The sequence below is a fragment of the Pseudoruegeria sp. HB172150 genome (assembly GCF_013184805.1).
In the GTDB taxonomy this organism is placed as follows: Bacteria; Pseudomonadota; Alphaproteobacteria; order Rhodobacterales; family Rhodobacteraceae; genus Psychromarinibacter.
In genome coordinates, this window is sequence record NZ_JAATNG010000002.1 from 260,465 (window position 1) to 275,789 (window position 15,325).

The 15,325-nt window shown below is 65.0% G+C and carries 17 protein-coding genes and 1 tRNA gene; 11 read left to right on the plus strand and 7 right to left on the minus strand.

Going from position 1 to position 15,325, the window contains the following annotated elements:
• Positions 1–182: 182 nt before the first annotated feature.
• From HCO70_RS13030 to HCO70_RS13050, 5 genes are all read left to right on the plus strand, one after another.
• The gene (locus HCO70_RS13030; RefSeq protein WP_172296794.1) at positions 183–1,493 is read left to right on the plus strand and encodes a helix-turn-helix transcriptional regulator; all 1,311 of its coding nucleotides are present in this window, start codon (positions 183–185) and stop codon (positions 1,491–1,493) included.
• 114 nt (positions 1,494–1,607) lie between these two features.
• Positions 1,608–1,976 (plus strand): response regulator transcription factor, encoded by a 369-nt coding sequence (locus HCO70_RS13035; protein WP_172296796.1) that lies wholly within the window; start codon positions 1,608–1,610, stop codon positions 1,974–1,976.
• Entirely contained in the window at positions 1,973–2,236 is a 264-nt protein-coding gene (locus tag HCO70_RS13040; RefSeq protein ID WP_172296798.1) for a hypothetical protein, read from the plus strand. The genes HCO70_RS13035 and HCO70_RS13040 overlap by 4 nt, the downstream gene beginning before the upstream one ends.
• Positions 2,233–4,923, plus strand: a complete 2,691-nt coding sequence (locus HCO70_RS13045) for a sensor histidine kinase (protein WP_172296800.1) — start codon at positions 2,233–2,235, stop codon at positions 4,921–4,923. The genes HCO70_RS13040 and HCO70_RS13045 overlap by 4 nt, the downstream gene beginning before the upstream one ends.
• 100 nt (positions 4,924–5,023) lie before the next feature.
• The gene (locus HCO70_RS13050; RefSeq protein WP_172296802.1) at positions 5,024–6,187 is read left to right on the plus strand and encodes a FliM/FliN family flagellar motor switch protein; all 1,164 of its coding nucleotides are present in this window, start codon (positions 5,024–5,026) and stop codon (positions 6,185–6,187) included.
• A 26-nt stretch (positions 6,188–6,213) separates the two neighbouring features.
• Here HCO70_RS13050 and HCO70_RS13055 read toward each other — a convergent pair whose 3' ends face one another.
• From HCO70_RS13055 to HCO70_RS13070, 4 genes are read right to left on the minus strand one after another with little or no spacing between them, the layout of a single operon-like run.
• Positions 6,214–6,639, minus strand: coding sequence for a TIGR01244 family sulfur transferase (locus tag HCO70_RS13055; protein WP_172296804.1), 426 nt, complete (start codon positions 6,637–6,639; stop codon positions 6,214–6,216).
• A 10-nt stretch (positions 6,640–6,649) separates the two neighbouring features.
• Positions 6,650–7,081, minus strand: coding sequence for a DUF6691 family protein (locus HCO70_RS13060; RefSeq protein WP_172296806.1), 432 nt, complete (start codon positions 7,079–7,081; stop codon positions 6,650–6,652).
• The gene (locus tag HCO70_RS13065) at positions 7,081–7,506 is read right to left on the minus strand and encodes a YeeE/YedE thiosulfate transporter family protein (protein WP_172297405.1); all 426 of its coding nucleotides are present in this window, start codon (positions 7,504–7,506) and stop codon (positions 7,081–7,083) included. Before HCO70_RS13065 ends, HCO70_RS13060 begins: the two co-directional genes overlap by 1 nt.
• Before the next feature lie 15 nt (positions 7,507–7,521).
• The gene (locus tag HCO70_RS13070) at positions 7,522–8,385 is read right to left on the minus strand and encodes an MBL fold metallo-hydrolase (protein WP_172296808.1); all 864 of its coding nucleotides are present in this window, start codon (positions 8,383–8,385) and stop codon (positions 7,522–7,524) included.
• Between the two features lie 137 nt (positions 8,386–8,522).
• Here HCO70_RS13070 and HCO70_RS13075 point away from each other — a divergent pair, with 137 nt between their 5' ends.
• Both HCO70_RS13075 and HCO70_RS13080 read left to right on the plus strand, forming a co-directional pair.
• Positions 8,523–8,861 carry a TraR/DksA family transcriptional regulator gene (locus tag HCO70_RS13075; protein ID WP_371742213.1) on the plus strand — a complete coding sequence of 113 codons (339 nt, stop codon included), beginning with the start codon at positions 8,523–8,525 and terminating at the stop codon, positions 8,859–8,861.
• Between the two features lie 51 nt (positions 8,862–8,912).
• Positions 8,913–9,125, plus strand: a complete 213-nt coding sequence (locus HCO70_RS13080; RefSeq protein WP_172296810.1) for a hypothetical protein — start codon at positions 8,913–8,915, stop codon at positions 9,123–9,125.
• A gap of 81 nt (positions 9,126–9,206) precedes the next feature.
• Here the strand turns inward: HCO70_RS13080 and HCO70_RS13085 are convergent, their stop codons facing one another.
• Positions 9,207–9,422: a hypothetical protein gene (locus tag HCO70_RS13085; RefSeq protein WP_172296812.1), complete on the minus strand. Its 216-nt coding sequence runs from the start codon at positions 9,420–9,422 to the stop codon at positions 9,207–9,209.
• 130 nt (positions 9,423–9,552) lie between these two features.
• Between HCO70_RS13085 and HCO70_RS13090 the strand changes: the two genes are divergently transcribed.
• From HCO70_RS13090 to HCO70_RS13100, 3 genes are all read left to right on the plus strand, one after another.
• Positions 9,553–9,816: a DUF2312 domain-containing protein gene (locus HCO70_RS13090; RefSeq protein WP_172296814.1), complete on the plus strand. Its 264-nt coding sequence runs from the start codon at positions 9,553–9,555 to the stop codon at positions 9,814–9,816.
• 190 nt (positions 9,817–10,006) lie between these two features.
• A complete protein-coding gene (locus HCO70_RS13095) occupies positions 10,007–11,662 on the plus strand; it encodes an iron ABC transporter permease (protein WP_172296816.1) in 1,656 nt (551 codons plus the stop codon).
• Positions 11,663–11,712: 50 nt separating this feature from the next.
• Positions 11,713–11,788 (plus strand) — tRNA-Thr (locus HCO70_RS13100).
• 450 nt (positions 11,789–12,238) lie between these two features.
• On the opposite strand, the gene HCO70_RS13105 is transcribed toward HCO70_RS13100, so the two are convergent.
• Positions 12,239–12,964, minus strand: coding sequence for a hypothetical protein (locus tag HCO70_RS13105; protein WP_172297409.1), 726 nt, complete (start codon positions 12,962–12,964; stop codon positions 12,239–12,241).
• A 49-nt stretch (positions 12,965–13,013) separates the two neighbouring features.
• Here HCO70_RS13105 and HCO70_RS13110 point away from each other — a divergent pair, with 49 nt between their 5' ends.
• Positions 13,014–13,172 (plus strand): hypothetical protein, encoded by a 159-nt coding sequence (locus tag HCO70_RS13110; protein WP_172296818.1) that lies wholly within the window; start codon positions 13,014–13,016, stop codon positions 13,170–13,172.
• Positions 13,173–13,348: 176 nt separating this feature from the next.
• Here HCO70_RS13110 and HCO70_RS13115 read toward each other — a convergent pair whose 3' ends face one another.
• Positions 13,349–15,298 (minus strand): FAD-binding monooxygenase, encoded by a 1,950-nt coding sequence (locus HCO70_RS13115; protein ID WP_172296820.1) that lies wholly within the window; start codon positions 15,296–15,298, stop codon positions 13,349–13,351.
• Positions 15,299–15,325 lie beyond the last annotated feature (27 nt).

Genomic DNA, 15,325 nt, shown 5'->3' on the forward strand with positions numbered 1-15,325 from the left:
TCCCCGGTCGCGCCCTGTCCCTTTTACAGGATGCGGCAATTATTGGGCGTGGTCCGATAATTTCGCAACAAGGTCTTTTAAAGTAACGAAAAATCTGTAAATAAATACACAATGCCCACGCGGCATTTGTAAAGTATTTTTCACCGCAGCGCGGAAACCGTTTCAGAACAGAGGTCTAGGCGATGGCCATTGGAACGTTAACAGGCAGTCGCATACGTGAGCGCAGAACGCTTCTGGGTCTTAAACAGGCCGGGCTGGCAAAGGCGGTCGGAATCTCCGCCGCCTATCTCAACCTGATCGAACACAACAAGCGCAGAATCGCGGGCAAGCTGCTGACCGACATCGCCCGCGCGCTTCAGGTGGAACCGTCGGTTCTGGCCGAAGGCGCGGAGGCGACGCTGGTCACGAACCTGCGCTATGCCGCCGCGGCTCTTCCCGATATCGGTGCCGAAGAGGCGCGGGCAGAGGAGTTCGCCGGCCGTTTTCCCGGCTGGGCGACGCTGGTCGCGGCACAGCGCCGCCGCATCGGCCATCTCGAGCGCACAGTCGAGCAGCTGACCGATCGCATGGCGCACGATCCGCATCTCGCCGCCTCGCTGCACGAGTTGCTCTCGACCGTTACCGCGATCAACGCCACCGCTTCGATCCTCGTCGAACCGGGCGAGATCGAGCCCGAATGGCGCGACCGCTTTCACCGCAACATCCACGAGGACAGCCAGCGCCTGGCGGACTCGAGCCAGGCGCTGGTCTCTTATTTGGAGGCGACCGGGGAAGAGACACGATCGACCGGCACGCCGCAGGAGGAACTTGAGGCATGGCTCGAGGCGCGCGACTATCATATCCGGGCGATGGAGCGCGAACTGCCGGTGGATGCGGACATGCTGGTCCGGGACGCACCGGAACTGACCACGGCGGCGGGGCGCGAACTGGCAACGGCGTGGCTGAACCGCTACCGGCGTGATGCCGAAGCGCTGCCGCTCGCCGCGTTTCAGAAGACCGCCGAGGACCTGCAATGGGACCCCGGCGCACTGGTCGAGCACTTCGGCACCGGCATGGCCGGCATCCTGCGCCGCCTCGCCACGTTGCCGACACCGCGGGGCGCCGGGCGGATCGGCTTGGTAACCTGCGACGGCTCCGGCGCGCTGACATTCCGCAAGCCGGTGGACGGTTTCCCGCTGCCGCGCTTCGGCGCTGCCTGTCCGCTCTGGCCGCTCTATCAGGCGCTGGGTCGCCCGCTGGCGCCAGTGCGCGCCGTCGTCGAGATGACCGGCCGCGACCGACGCCGCTTTCTCGCCTACGCAGTGGCCGAACCCGTCGGCCAGCCTGGCTTCGACGCGCCGCCGGTTTTCGAGGCGGTGATGCTGATCGTGCCGGGTGACCGGGTGCGGATTCCGGAAGAGCGCGGGCTGGCCGTGGGCACAAGCTGCCGGATCTGTCCGCAGCGGCGCTGCGCCGCGCGTCGCGAACCCTCGATCCTGGCCGAGGCGGGATAGCCGCAGTGCCAAAGCCACCGTCGTGCCCTTCTGTCGTTGCTTTTGACACGGTCCGATGCTTGGGGGATAGTCGCTGAAAACGCGCAGGTGCGGGCCAAGGGGAGGGGTCGGCAGATGGGAAAGCGTGTTCTGCTCATCGAAGATGAGCCGAATATCATACAAGCGATCAGTTTCATCCTGTCGCGCGACGGATGGGCGGTGGATACCCATGCCGACGGCCGGACCGCCATGGACGAGATCGCGCGGCGCGCACCGGATCTGGTGATCCTCGACGTGATGCTGCCGAACCGGTCGGGCTTCGACATTCTGGCCGACCTGCGCGCCGATCCGGCGATGCAGGCGCTGCCGGTACTCATGCTGACCGCACGCGGCCAGACGCGCGACCGCGAAATGGCCGAGCGCATGGGTGCCAGCCGCTTCATGACCAAGCCCTTCGCCAACGCCGAGGTGCTCGAGGCGGTGCGCGAACTGGTGGCGACATGAGCCGCCGCCCCGTCTTTCTGGAACGCCGCGGCTACCGCCGTCGGCGCGCTATGGACGGGGCGCGGCTGTTGCCGGTTCTGGGGGCGTTTCTGCTCCTGATGCCCCTGATGTGGGCAGCCGCGCCGGATGGCCGGCTTGGAACCGCATTGGGCGGCATCTATGTCTTCACGGTCTGGGGCGGCCTGATCGTGGGCGCCTTCGTCTTCGCGCGCTTCCTGTCGCGTCCCGAAGACCCGGAGGACAAGGAGCCCGGCGAATGATCGGGTTCAACCTGCTTGTCGTTGTCTGCCTGGCCTATGTGGTGCTGCTGTTCAGCGTCGCCTTCGCCGCCGAGCGACGGGCGGAACGCGGCGACGTGGGCTGGCTGCGCTCGCCGCTGGTCTACACTCTGTCGCTCTCGATCTACTGCACTGCCTGGACCTTCTACGGTGCCGTCGGCTACGCGGTGAACTCCGGGCTGGAATTCGCCACCATCTACCTCGGCCCGACGCTGGTGATGGCGGGTTGGTGGTGGATCTTGCGCAAGCTCGTCCGCATCGGCCGGTCGCAGCGCATCACCTCCGTCGCCGACCTGATCTCCAGCCGGTATGGCAAGTCGAACCTGCTGGGCGTCTGCGTTACCCTGCTCGCCGTCGTCGGGACCACGCCCTACATCGCTCTGCAGCTCCAGTCGGTGACGCTGTCCTTCTCGGTCTTCGCGGGGCACGAGGGCGCTGTTCCTGATTTCGAGCAGCTCAACGCCACCGCAGTGGTGGTCGCCATCGGCCTGACCGTGTTCACCATCCTCTTCGGGACCCGCACGCTCGATGCGAACGAGCGGCACCACGGCGTGGTCACCGCCATCGCACTGGAGGCGGTCGTGAAACTGGTCGCCCTGCTCGCCGTCGGTATCTTCGTGGTCTGGGGCCTGGCCGACGGGCCGGTGGACATCGCCCGCAAGATCGAGGCGTCGAAGCTGGCGGAATGGAACCCTGCCCCGGGCCGCTGGGCGGGGCTGATCTTCCTGTCGGCCGCAGCGTTCCTGTGCTTGCCCCGCATGTTCCAGGTCATGGTGGTCGAGAACTCGAACGAGCGTCACGTGGCCGTCGCGTCCTGGGCTTTCCCTCTGTACCTGTTCCTGATGAGCCTATTCGTGGTTCCCATCGCTGTGGTGGGGCTGGAAGTTCTGCCGAACGGGAATGCCGACCTCTATGTGCTGACCGTTCCTTTGGCCGAGCGGCGCGAGGGATTGGCAATGCTGTCCTTCCTCGGCGGGTTCTCTTCCGCCACCTCGATGGTGATCGTGGCGGCCATCGCGTTGTCGACCATGGTCTCGAACCATATCGTGATGCCGATCTGGCTGAACATGCGGCGAGAACGGGCGAGCATGTCGGGCGATGTGCGCGACGTGGTGATCACGGCGCGGCGCATCTCCATCGCAGGGGTTCTGTTGCTGGGCTACCTCTATTTCCACCTCTCGGGCGGCTCGACGGCACTGGCGGCAATCGGCCTGATCAGCTTCGCCGGCGTGGCGCAGGTCCTGCCGGCGCTGCTGGGCGGACTGTTCTGGCGCGGTGCATCTCGCAACGGCGCTGCGGCGGGGCTGGGGATCGGTTTCGCGGTCTGGGCCTATACCCTGTTCCTGCCCAGCTTTGGCGAAACCATCCTGATGTCGGGGCCGTTGCTCGCAGAGGGCCCGTTCGGCATCTCATGGCTGCGCCCGCAGGCGCTCTTCGGCGTTTCGGGGCTGGACCCGGTGGTGCATTCGGTCTTCTGGTCGATGGTCCTGAACACGGCCGCCTTCGTGGTCTTCTCGCTGGCCAGCTTTCCCGGCCCGTTGGAACGCTTGCAGGGCGCGCAATTCGTGAATGTCTTCGAGCATTCGACGGCAGCGCCCGGCTGGTCCTCGGGCGGCGCCGAAGCGGAGGATCTGCTGATAATGGCGCAGCGCATCCTCGGCCCCGACGAGGCACAGGCGCTGTTCCAGAAAGAAGCGGCGCGCCAGGGCGGGGCCGGATACCTGCCCGACACGACGCCTGATTTCATCGAAACGCTGGAACGCCAGCTTGCCGGTTCCGTCGGCGCCGCGACGGCGCACGCCATGGTCGGGCAGATCACAGGCGGTGCCTCCGTCTCGGTCCAGGACCTGATGGCTGTGGCCGACGAAACCGCGCAGATCATGGAACACACCACCCAGCTCGAGGCGCAGCGCGAAGAACTCTCGCGAACCGCGCGGCAGCTGCGCGAGGCGAATGAGAAACTGACGCAGCTTTCGATCCAGAAGGACGCCTTCCTTAGCCAGATCAGCCACGAGCTGCGCACCCCGATGACCTCGATTCGCGCCTTTTCGGAAATCCTGATGACGGAAAGCCCGATGCCTGAAGCCGATCAGCGCCGGTTCTCGACCATCATTCACGACGAGACGATCCGCCTGACCCGCCTGCTGGACGATCTGCTGGACCTGAGCGTTCTGGAAAACGGCCAGGGCTCGCTTAACTGGCAGAACGCGGATCTGGGCCACGTGATCGAACGCGCCGTCGCTGCGACCACCGGGCGCGAGGCCGGCGCTCCAATGACCATCCTGCGTGATCCGACCGTGGAGAAGGTGCGCCTCGTCACCGATCCCGACCGGCTGGCGCAGGTCTTCATCAACCTTATCGCCAACGCGCAGAAATACTGCGACGCCGAGGCGCCGGAGCTCCGTATCTCTGTGTCGGGTCGGGACGACGCTGTACGGGTAGATTTCACCGATAACGGCACCGGCATCCCGAAACAGAGCCAGGCTGTGATATTCGAGAAGTTTTCCCGCCTCAGCGATCAAAGCCGTGCCGGGGGTGCGGGGCTCGGACTTGCGATCTGCCGCGAGATCATGGAGCGGCTGGGCGGCTCGGTTTCGTATCTGCCGGGACAGGGCGGCGCGGCATTCCGCGTGGTGCTGCCAAGGGCGCAGGCGAAGGCGGCCGAATAGGCCGCGATCCCCGAAAATTCCCGTGTGAAAGAGCTGGGTTATCGCTTTGGTAACGCTGATCTGTCAGCACTGCCCCCGTATGCGTACATGGGCGAGAGGCATGGGCGACAAGGCGGATACTCCGGTCCTCAGGCGCAAGCTCGCGGCGCGACGCGCGTCGATGGGACTGGCAGAAATGACGCCCGCAAAGGCGATGCGAATGTCCCTGGCGAAGGCCGGGGACGATGCTCTCGGCGTGCCCGTCTCTCTGGTGGACCTGCAGCAGGACAGTGTGACGCCGGACGACCTGCAGGGCGTGCTTCCGACCCCGTCCCTCATCCTGCGGCTGGAGGGCCCAGGCGGTTCCGTCGCGTTGGCCGTGCTGTGCCCCCAGGCGGTGGCCGCCGCGAACGAGGCGCTGACAATGGGTAAGGTACTGCCCGGCGCCGCGGCAGAACGAAAGCCGACCAATACCGACGCCCGCATGGTGCAGGAATTCGTCGAGACCGGTCTGGCCGGCTTTGCGCTCCTTTCGGGCGATTGCCGCGGGCTGCCTCCTGTGGATGGCTACAGGGTGGCGGAGCGGATGGGAGATGTGCGCGTGGCCGCGATGGTCCTGCAGGACGCGCCGCACCTGCATCTGACCGTGGGCCTCGATTTCGCCAGCGGCACCAAGACAGGCTTAATGCACTTGGTGCTGCCAACCCGGGCGCGATCAGTTTCCGGTGGCGAGGATGGCGAAGAAGACTGGTCTGCCGCGCTGGAAAAGGCAGTCCTCGGCGCCCGTACCCGGCTGGAGGCTGTGCTCTGCCGCGAAAAGCTGCCGCTGTCGCGGATTACCCGGCTGGAGGTTGGGCAGGTGCTGCCGCTCGCCTCCGCCGACCTCGACAATGTCGTGCTGCGGGCCAGCGACGGGCGCAAGGTGATCACCGCACGGCTGGGTCGTTCGGGGGTGATGCGCGCGCTGCGTTTGCAGCTGGTCGAAGGTGCTCCGCGCCGCGCGGCGCTGCCGCAGGAATTTGGCGGCGGCGTCGCGGCAGCCGCGGCCGTAGCCGTGCCTGACCCGGCGATGCCTGAGCCGATGTCCGGTGGCATGGATCTGTCGGATCCCGCGCCATTGGATGACCTGCCCGGGCTCGACAACCTGCCAGAGCCCGGCGACCTGCCGGGCCTGGACGAACTGCCGGATCTGGACACAGCGGATCCCACCCCGCTTGGCGACCTCCCGGAACCACAACCGCTTGATATCGCGCCGACGCCGGCACCGCTTGATCTGCCGGACTGACCCGGCGCGGCGCGCCGTGGCCGGGTTTAGCCCTTCGACAATGCGTCGATCTGACCGCGCAGACCGCCAAGGTCGTAGCCCGCGTCCTGCGCGGCCTTCAGCAGGTCATCCGTAGGCTGCGTGCCCGCCTGGCTCAGGGCCCAGACGATGGAAGACCGCGTGCCAGACCGGCAATAGGCAAAGACCGGTCCCTCGGACGCCTCGATCGCCGCGCCCTGGCCGATCACCATGTCCATGGTCATCGCGCCGTTGACCACCGGGTTTTCGACATAGTCGAGTCCCGCCGCCTCGGCCGCCGCGCGCATCGTGTCCGACTGCAGCTCGGGCGGTACTTCGCTGTCCGGACGGTTGTTGATCACCGTCCGGAATCCTTCCGCGGCCAGCGTGGCCATATCGGTGGGTTCGATCTGCGGGGCGACGGCGTATTCGGGGGTAATGCGACGGATATCCATATGCGTCGTCTTACGACGACGCTGCGATGCCGTCTACCCAGACCCTCACCGGCGGCGCCGCCAGCATGCCGGCGATCATCGCCGCCATGAAGACCAGTCCGCCCATGCCGCCCCAGGTCAGCGAGGCCATCGCCGGGCCAGGACACAGTCCGGCCAGCCCCCAGCCGGCGCCGAACAGAAGCGATCCCAGGACCAGGTTATGTCCCAGCTTCGCTTCTGGTTTCGCCGGGAAGGCGCCGCCAAGCGCCGGGACCCGCCCCATGGCAAACCGCCATGCGATCGCCATCGGCAGGATCGCACCGCCCAGCACGAAGGCCAGCGTCGGATCCCAGTCGCCGAATATGTCCAGCCAGCCCTGCACCTTGGTGGTGTCGGTCATGCCGGAAATCAGCAGCCCGGCGCCGAACAGGCCACCGGCGAGAAAGGCGAAGACATTGCGCATCAAATCACTCCCAGCAGGTGGCGGAAGATAACGACGGAAAAGCCGCCCGCCAGAAGGTAGAAGACCGTGGCGACCATGCCCCGCAGGGAAAAGCGCGAGATGCCGCAGACGCCGTGGCCCGAGGTGCAGCCATTGGCCAGCCGCGTGCCGATGCCCACCAGCAGTCCCGCCGAGATCACGACGGCAAGATTGGGTGTCAGGTTGGTCTCCGGCTCGAAGAACAGCAGCGCCAGCACCGCCGGCACCGTGACGAGCCCCGCGATGAATGCGGCGCGCTCGGCCCGGTTCGGGCTGCCAGAGCCATCCACCAGCCCGCCCAGAAGGCCCGAAGCCCCCATGATGCGGCCATTGACCAGCAGGAAAAGCGCCGCCGCCCCGCCGATCATGAGGCCCCCGACGAGGCCCCAGATCCAGTCCATTTCAATCATGATATCTTACCGTTACAGCTTGTTGATCGGCACTTTGAGATAGCTGGTGCCATTGTCCTCGGGTTCGGGGAAGTGGCCCGCCCTCATGTTCACCTGCAGCGATGGCAGGATCAGCCGGGGCATGCCCAGCTTGGCGTCGCGCGCTTCGCGCATCGCGACGAAATCGTCCTCGGTCTTGCCCGCGCCGACATGTACGTTCTTGGCCTTCTGCTCGCCCACTGTGCTTTCCCAGGCATAGGTGTCGCGGCCCTCGGCCTTATAGTCGTGGCAGGTGAAGATCCGCGTCTCGTCCGGCAGGGCGAGGATCTTCTGGATCGACCGATAAAGGTCCCGCGCCGAGCCGCCCGGGAAATCGCAGCGTGCCGTGCCGTAATCCGGCTGGAACAGCGTGTCGCCGACAAAGGCCGCGTCGCCGATGACATATGTCAGGCAGGCGGGCGTATGGCCTGGCGTGTGCAGCACGTCACCGCGCATCTGGCCAATGTGGAAACTGTCGCCCTCCTGGAACAACTGGTCGAACTGCGATCCGTCGCGCTGGAACTCGGTGCCCTCGTTGAAGATCTTGCCGAACGTGTCCTGCACCACGGTGATCCGGTCGCCAATGCCGACCTTTCCTCCCACGGCCTCCTGGATATAAGGCGCTGCGGACAGATGGTCGGCATGAACGTGCGTTTCCAGAAGCCAGGCGACCTCCAGTCCCTCGTCGCGGATCCAGTCGATTATGGCATCGGCGGATGCGGTGCTGGTCCGGCCGCTGGCATGGTCGAAATCCAGCACGCTGTCGATCACGGCACAGGCGCGTCCTGCCGGGTCGCGGACCACGTAAGATATTGTATTCGTTGCTTCATCAAAGAAAGCTTTGACCTCTGGCGACATCGCGACAACTCCTTGGGCAAGAGGGGCTTCGAGACACATAGCATTCTTTGCATGTGTTTCAATAGGTCTAGGACATTGACTTGTATCAAGGCGGCCACTGGCTGAAGCTAGGATAATGCAGTGCAAGGGAGTGTGCGATGCCTTTGACAACGATAAACCAGCGCCGCGAAGCGCTCGAAGCCCGGCTTACAGAGCTGGAAAACCGGCTCGAGGGGATCGAACAGGAACTCGATTCACACCAGTCGAGGGACTGGGAGGAATTGGCCACCGAGCGCGAGGAAGACGAAGTCCTCGAAGGGCTCGGTTCCTCGGGTCAGGTTGAGATCCGCATGATCAAGGCGGCGCTCCAGCGAATGGACGAGGGAGAGTACGGTTTTTGTGCCCGCTGCGGCGAGGTGATTCAGCCGGAGCGGCTAGACGTGTTACCCTATACTCCGCTATGTCGGGCATGTGCCGGGGCAACGGCAAAAGGCTAGCCCGGTCGGTCCGGCACGCGGGGTGGGGAGACCCGCAATGAGGAGGACGATATGGGACTCGACAAGCATAGGACGTCTATTGTCGAAATCATCGACGATATTGCCCGTAAGCCCGAAGATCGCGACGAGCTGCAGGACCTGCTGCGCGAGAAAATCGCAGAGCTGGAAGAGATGGGTCAGACTGTGCCGGACCACTACCTCCGCTATGCCGAGGATATGTCCGAGGACGAGGCCGACGCGCTTTTCAACAATATGCCGGTCTGACGCAGCCCGGACTCAGTACAGATGAAAAACATTCCGCGTCGGGTCTGTCCCGGCGCGGCTTTGCTTTTCCGCCGCAGTTTCTCAGCCGAGCGCGATCCCCATCACCACGAGGATCAGCCCGAACACGGACAGCAGCAGCGCGCCCATGTTCAGCGGGATGACCTTGCGCACCTTCTCGCGCAGTTCCTCGTCCGGCAGGTTGGCCTTCCGGGCGCGGCTGACCAGAACGATGCACCAGACCAGCCCCGCCAGTCCTACCAGCGACACCGCCGCGCCCGTCCAGATCAGCCAGTCCATCCCGGTCTCCCGTCATTCATCGCCCGCCCGGTACCCCGTAAGCCGCCCATGAGCAAGTCCGGGCCTTGCGGGGCAGGGGCGGCAAGGGTAATTCCGTTTCCCTGACACAGAGGCAGGAGAGACCCCCGAGATGAGCGACACCGCCACCGATATCGACCAGAGCTACCGCGTGACCGCCGACGAACTGCGCCAGTTCATCGAACGCTTCGAACGGCTGGAGACCGAGAAGAAGGACATCGCCGACCAGCAGAAAGAGGTGATGGCCGAGGCCAAGGCCCGCGGCTACGACACCAAGGTGATGCGCAAGGTCATCGCGCTCAGAAAGCGCGACCGCGACGAGATCGCCGAGGAAGAGGCCGTTCTGGAAATGTACAAGCAGGCGCTGGGAATGTGACCCTGGGCGGCGCGCAGCCAGACTGAGCGCTGCCGCGCATGCCAGTTCCAGACTTCGCGAGTCGACCGCGGCGTCAAGGACCAGCCGCCTTCGGTGGCCGCCTCCTGCGTTCATTGTTCCGGCGGTCGCCTCGCGGCCGCGGGTGGCGGCCGCTGGACAGATTTCCCGCGCTCGGCTAGGCCCTTGCGGAATGATCGATCAAACCACTCAGGTTTCCGCGCCGTCGCGGCGGCTACCCTTCGACCGCTGGTCGGCCGGCGCGCTGCTAATCGCGGCGCTGGTCCTGATGCCGATCGTCTCGGTCGCCTGGATCGCTTTTCACCCGACAGAGAACATCTGGCCGCACCTCGTTTCCACCACCCTCCCGCGTTATCTGAAGAACACCATCGTGCTGACCCTGTCGGTCGGGGCGATCTGCGCCGTGACCGGCACCGCGCTGGCGTGGATGACCACGCTCTACCGGTTCCCCGGCTCGCGGATACTGCAGTGGCTGCTGTTGCTGCCGCTGGCGATCCCGGCCTATGTCGGCGCCTACGCGCTGGTCGATTTCCTCGAATATGCCGGCCCGGTGCAGACCGCCCTGCGCCAGATGTTCGGCTGGCAGTCGTCGCGCGACTACTGGTTCCCCGAGATCCGCTCGCTCTGGGCCGCCATCGTGGTGCTGTCCGGCGCCCTGTTCCCCTATGTCTACCTGCTGGCCCGCGCCGCCTTCCGCGAGCAGTCCGGCGCCGTATACGAGGTGGCGCAGGCGCTGGGAGCGGGCCCGTTCCGCCGGTTCTTCCGTGTCGGCGTACCGTTGGCGCGGCCGGCCATTGCCGCAGGAACCGCCATCGTCATGATGGAGACCGTCAGCGATTTCGGCACCGTCGACTATTTCGCGGTCCAGACGCTGACCACCGGCATCTTCTCCACCTGGCTGCAGACCGGCAATGCCGGCGGCGCGGCACAGATCGCCGCAGTGATCCTGGTGCTGATCCTTGCGCTGGTCACGCTGGAAAAGATCGGCCGTCGCCGCAGCCGGTTCTATCGAATGGGCCGGTCGCAGCGCCCGCTTGAGCCGATCCGCCTGACCGGCTGGCCCGCCTGGGCCGCGACCGTGCTTTGCACGCTGCCCTTCCTGATGGGGTTCGTCCTGCCCGGCGGCGTGATCCTGAGCCACGCGCTGGACAACCCCGAACATTGGGTCGATCGCGGCTTGGGCCTTGCGCTCTGGCACACGCTGGTTGTGGGCGGATCGGCGGCGGCGATCACGGTGGTGGCGGCGTTGTTCCTCGTCTACGGCCTGCGCCAGTCGCGAAACCGCCTGCCGAAACTGCTGCTGCCGCTGACCACCATCGGTTACGCCGCGCCGGGGGCCGTTCTGGGTGTCGGCCTGCTGATCCCGATGGCGGCGGCGGACAATGCCATCGCCGACGCGGTGGAGGCACTGACCGGCGCCGATATCGGCCTTCTGATGACCGGCTCGGCCTTTGCCATCGTCTATGCCTACGCGGTGCGGTTCTTCGCCATTGCTCAGGGGGCGGCGGACGCCGCGATCGGGCGTGTCTCGCCGAGCCTGCCGATGGCGGCACGGTCGCTGGGTCGAACCGCGGGCGGCACCCTGCGCGAGGTCTACGTGCCGCTGATCCGCGGGTCGGTCGGCACCGCGCTGCTTCTGGTCTTCGTCGATTGCGTCAAGGAACTGCCCGCAACGCTGCTGCTGCGCCCGTTCAATTACAACACGCTGGCCACCCGCGTGCACGAGAAGGCGTCGCTGGAACAGATCGGCCAGGCCTCGCCGGCTGCCCTGCTGGTCGTGGCCGTCGGGCTGCTGGCGGTGCTGATGCTGGCCCGCGCCAACCGTTAGGTCTTGCGGGACGGCGCCGGACTGCGTAGATCACCCGCACTTGCAGCCGTGCCGGCATAGCTCAGATGGTAGAGCAGCGGTTTTGTAAACCGAAGGTCGGGGGTTCGATCCCCTCTGCCGGCACCACCCTCACCGATTCACGCGACACGTTTCGATCCCGAAGGACGCTGGGCTCAGCACATGGGCGAGACGAATGCGTGGTTTCGTTGGCTGAGACAGGGCGCATTTGTGCCGTTTTGGACCGTTTGAAAAGGTTCGGCGAGCCTGACGCGGCGGAAAGTGATGCCTATACAAAAGGTTATCTATGAAGGCACACTTCGATCCCATATCCAGAATGCATTGATACCAAAGTCGATTCTGGGTGTGTGCGTGTGCTGAGTGAGATGTTGGGTGTTTATTTTCCAGTAACGGATACCGCTTTCTTTTACGTGTCAGCCGCTCCGGCGTACATGCTGGCATAATAGATCCTTTCTCGGCCCGGCAGAGCGACTGTCCTGCCGGGCTGACTATCAATTTGGGGGCAGGGAGCCTCGCCATCCGGCGGGGCTCTTCATTTTTTCGGCTATGGCCGTGCCACTAAGGGAACAGCAGCTTCGCCGTGAAATTCAGCGTGTCCGCCGGCATGACCCCGGCATCCGCAAAGTTGTGTTCGTAGGCCAGAGTGAACTGAACCGGCGTATCGCCGATCGGTTGCAGTTTGTTGATTGCCACGCCCAGAGGCAGGCTGGACCATTGATCGGCCTCCCAGTCATACGTGATCGACATGTCCGAGGTGCCCAGAGACCAGCCGTTTCCAAGCGAAACGTTCACGATCGGCTGGATGATCGAAATGTTCACGTCCGGCATCGACTCGTCGCCGCCCACGGTAAAAATGTTCTGGTTGAACACGCCCCACAGCCCCCAGTCGGCCGATGCGATGAAACCCGCCGCCGGTCCAATCCCCCATTTCTCGGCGCTCAGCCCGTCCGATCCAGTCGGCAGCAGCGCCACGGCGCCAACACCGAACCGGCCCCAGGGCTGCTCGAAGGTCGCGAGATTGAAGATCGTCGCGTCCGACCATCCCGTGCGCCCGCTCGGGCTCTCGGTGACATAGGGCAGAGTGACCCGGAAGATGTTATCCACGCCGCCCAGCTGGAACGGAATGGCGGCGCGGAACTGCAGGAGGTTCTTCGTCGCATCTTCATCGTTGTGGTAGTTGTAGGTGTAGAAATCTTGCAGTTGAATTGCCGTGACGGACGCGGTGGGATCGTTCGCGGCCTGGCCGAGATCGTCCTGCGCCACTGCAGCCCAGGAAGAAAGCATTGCTGCAACGGCAGTTGCGGCCGCTGCGAAACCGCGCGGAGATACGTTCATGGAACTCATCGAAAAACCCATAGGTTTGATATTGAGGGAAAATTCTGGCTACCGAACTCGGAAGAGAACAGTCGCAATGGCGCGCGGCTGGCACGAAAACTGGGAAGAGTTTGGCCCTGAAACTGCGCTGCATGACTGCCTCGCGCCCACCAAGTAAACGGGGCCATGATCTCACAACTTCAGGTTTATAACAACGCTTTCGGCATTGCCCTTTTGATCATGCGGTCCGGGAAAGGTCCCCTCATTGCCGTTGCCGAGCAAGTGCCCTCCAAACGTCGCCGGGACCTGCAACGACAGGTCCGGGCGATTAGCGCATGGCTCAGCCGAGTTCTGCTATGCCGGTTCCATCGCTTTGACCGGCGCGGCCACCGGCAACATAAACGCATCGAAATACGCGGCCAGCGCGCCGTACCCGTCCAGCGGCAGCACCTGCGCCACGTACTGATCCGGCCGCACCAGCACCATGCACCCCTTCGCACGGTCGATGCCCCGCAGATCGAAGATATCGCGCCCGCCGCTCAGGTCCGCGCAGAACATCTTCTCGTAATCGCGAAGCCCGTGCCGGCCCTTCGCCGGCAGCAGCAGCGTGGGCATGTCCTGCAGCCGCAGGTCCCGGTGGTTCTGCTGGAACACCGCGCGCACATCTAGGATGGAGTCGATATCGGCCCCCTCGGCGGTGTATTTTACCACCGGAGACGCCGGATCGTCCGCCAGCCAATCGCACAGCTTCCCGACCGCAGATCCCACTGCCATAGGATCCCCCGCATCCGCAAAGGCATACAGCCGCCAGCGCCCGTCCGCCTCCGCCGCATGGCCCAGATGCATCGGCTTCGCATCCCCCAGCCGGATCGCCGGCGCCGAATGGAACCGCGTCCCGATCACGAACCCTTCCGCCAGCCCCTGATGCTCCGACGTCCCCGTCAGCAGCGACGGCGCATAGACCGTCGCCGTCCCCGCCGTGTACCGCCCGTGCTGCACGAAATACCGCTGCACCTCCTCCGGATCGACCCCCGGCGCCTCCGGTTCGTCCGAGGACCGCAACGGCGCGCTCAGCATCTTCGCCCATTCCCGGTCGAAATCGATCAGGTTCTTCGCGATCGCCTGCCGCTCGTCGGAATAGGAATGCAGCAGTTCCGGCTTCGCCTGACCGCGCAGCACATGCGCCAGCTTCCAGCCCAGGTTGAACGTGTCCTGCATCGACACATTCATGCCCTGGCCCGCTTTCGGGCTGTGTGTGTGGCAGGCATCGCCCGCGATGAACACATGCGGCAGGCGCGTGTCCAGTTCCGCCGCCGGCACATCGTCGAACTTGTCGGTCAGCCGCTGGCCGATCTCGTAGACCGACCACCACGCCACCTCCTTCACATCCAGCGAATAGGGCCGGAACACCTTCTGTGCCGCCGCGATCAGTTCTTCCAGCGTGATGTTCCGGCTGCGCACCCGCTCGTCCTGGCCCAGTTCGTCCAGTTCCACGTAGATCCGCACAAGGTACCCGCCCTCGCGCGGGATCAGCACGATGCTGCCGCCCTCGGTCGACTGGATCACGTTCTTCAGCCGGATGTCCGGGAAATCCGTTACCGCCAGCACATCCATCACGCCCCAGGCCTGGTTCGCGGAATCGCCGCGCAACTCCCGCCCGAGGAAGCCGCGCACAGCACTCCGCGCGCCATCGCAACCGACAACATACCGCGCCCGAAGTGTCTTGAGCTGCCCTTCATGCGCCGGGTCGGTGTGTTCCAGCGTGACCGCCACCGGATAATCGCCCTCGCCGATCTCCATCCCCGACAGCCGCCGCGAATAATCCGGCACCAGCCGGTTCGGCGACTTGCGCATGATGTCGAGGTAGAAATCATGCACCCGCGCCTGGTTCAGGATCACGTGCGGGAATTCCGACAGGCCCTCTTCCACGTCGTCCACCCGGCCGCTCCGCGCGATGTTCCCCGGCGCTTCCGTGTCCGGTTTCCAGAACGCCGTCTCGCTGACCCAGTAGGCCTCGCGCAGCACCCGCTCGGCGAACCCGAACGCGTTGAACATCTCCATCGTGCGGCAGGCGATACCGTCCGCCTGACCAAGCTGCAGCGGCCCGTCCTTCTGCTCCACGATCCGGACCGAGATATCAGGAAAGGCGGCAAGCTGCGCCGCCAGCGTCAACCCGGCTGGCCCGCAGCCGACGATCAGGACATCCACCGTCTCCGGCATGCCGCTGTCCTGCGATTCGGCGCCCGGGGCTGGCTGCGCGAGGTCGGGATCACCGGTATGAAATCCGTTGAGATGAAACTGCATGGACCTTTCCTCCTCCACTCGCGGCCA

Coding starts and splice junctions, on each gene's coding strand:
- HCO70_RS13085 (WP_172296812.1), bottom strand. CDS start 9,422: ATGGACTGGCTGATCTGGACGGGCGCGGCGGTGTCGCTGGTAGGACTG.
- HCO70_RS13080 (WP_172296810.1), top strand. CDS start 8,913: ATGGGACTCGACAAGCATAGGACGTCTATTGTCGAAATCATCGACGAT.
- HCO70_RS13075 (WP_371742213.1), top strand. CDS start 8,523: ATGCCTTTGACAACGATAAACCAGCGCCGCGAAGCGCTCGAAGCCCGG.
- HCO70_RS13070 (WP_172296808.1), bottom strand. CDS start 8,385: ATGTCGCCAGAGGTCAAAGCTTTCTTTGATGAAGCAACGAATACAATA.
- HCO70_RS13055 (WP_172296804.1), bottom strand. CDS start 6,639: ATGGATATCCGTCGCATTACCCCCGAATACGCCGTCGCCCCGCAGATC.
- HCO70_RS13105 (WP_172297409.1), bottom strand. CDS start 12,964: ATGCTTTCTTCCTGGGCTGCAGTGGCGCAGGACGATCTCGGCCAGGCC.
- HCO70_RS13110 (WP_172296818.1), top strand. CDS start 13,014: ATGGAACTCATCGAAAAACCCATAGGTTTGATATTGAGGGAAAATTCT.
- HCO70_RS13095 (WP_172296816.1), top strand. CDS start 10,007: ATGATCGATCAAACCACTCAGGTTTCCGCGCCGTCGCGGCGGCTACCC.
- HCO70_RS13115 (WP_172296820.1), bottom strand. CDS start 15,298: ATGCAGTTTCATCTCAACGGATTTCATACCGGTGATCCCGACCTCGCG.
- HCO70_RS13060 (WP_172296806.1), bottom strand. CDS start 7,081: ATGCGCAATGTCTTCGCCTTTCTCGCCGGTGGCCTGTTCGGCGCCGGG.
- HCO70_RS13035 (WP_172296796.1), top strand. CDS start 1,608: ATGGGAAAGCGTGTTCTGCTCATCGAAGATGAGCCGAATATCATACAA.
- HCO70_RS13040 (WP_172296798.1), top strand. CDS start 1,973: ATGAGCCGCCGCCCCGTCTTTCTGGAACGCCGCGGCTACCGCCGTCGG.
- HCO70_RS13030 (WP_172296794.1), top strand. CDS start 183: ATGGCCATTGGAACGTTAACAGGCAGTCGCATACGTGAGCGCAGAACG.
- HCO70_RS13045 (WP_172296800.1), top strand. CDS start 2,233: ATGATCGGGTTCAACCTGCTTGTCGTTGTCTGCCTGGCCTATGTGGTG.
- HCO70_RS13050 (WP_172296802.1), top strand. CDS start 5,024: ATGGGCGACAAGGCGGATACTCCGGTCCTCAGGCGCAAGCTCGCGGCG.
- HCO70_RS13090 (WP_172296814.1), top strand. CDS start 9,553: ATGAGCGACACCGCCACCGATATCGACCAGAGCTACCGCGTGACCGCC.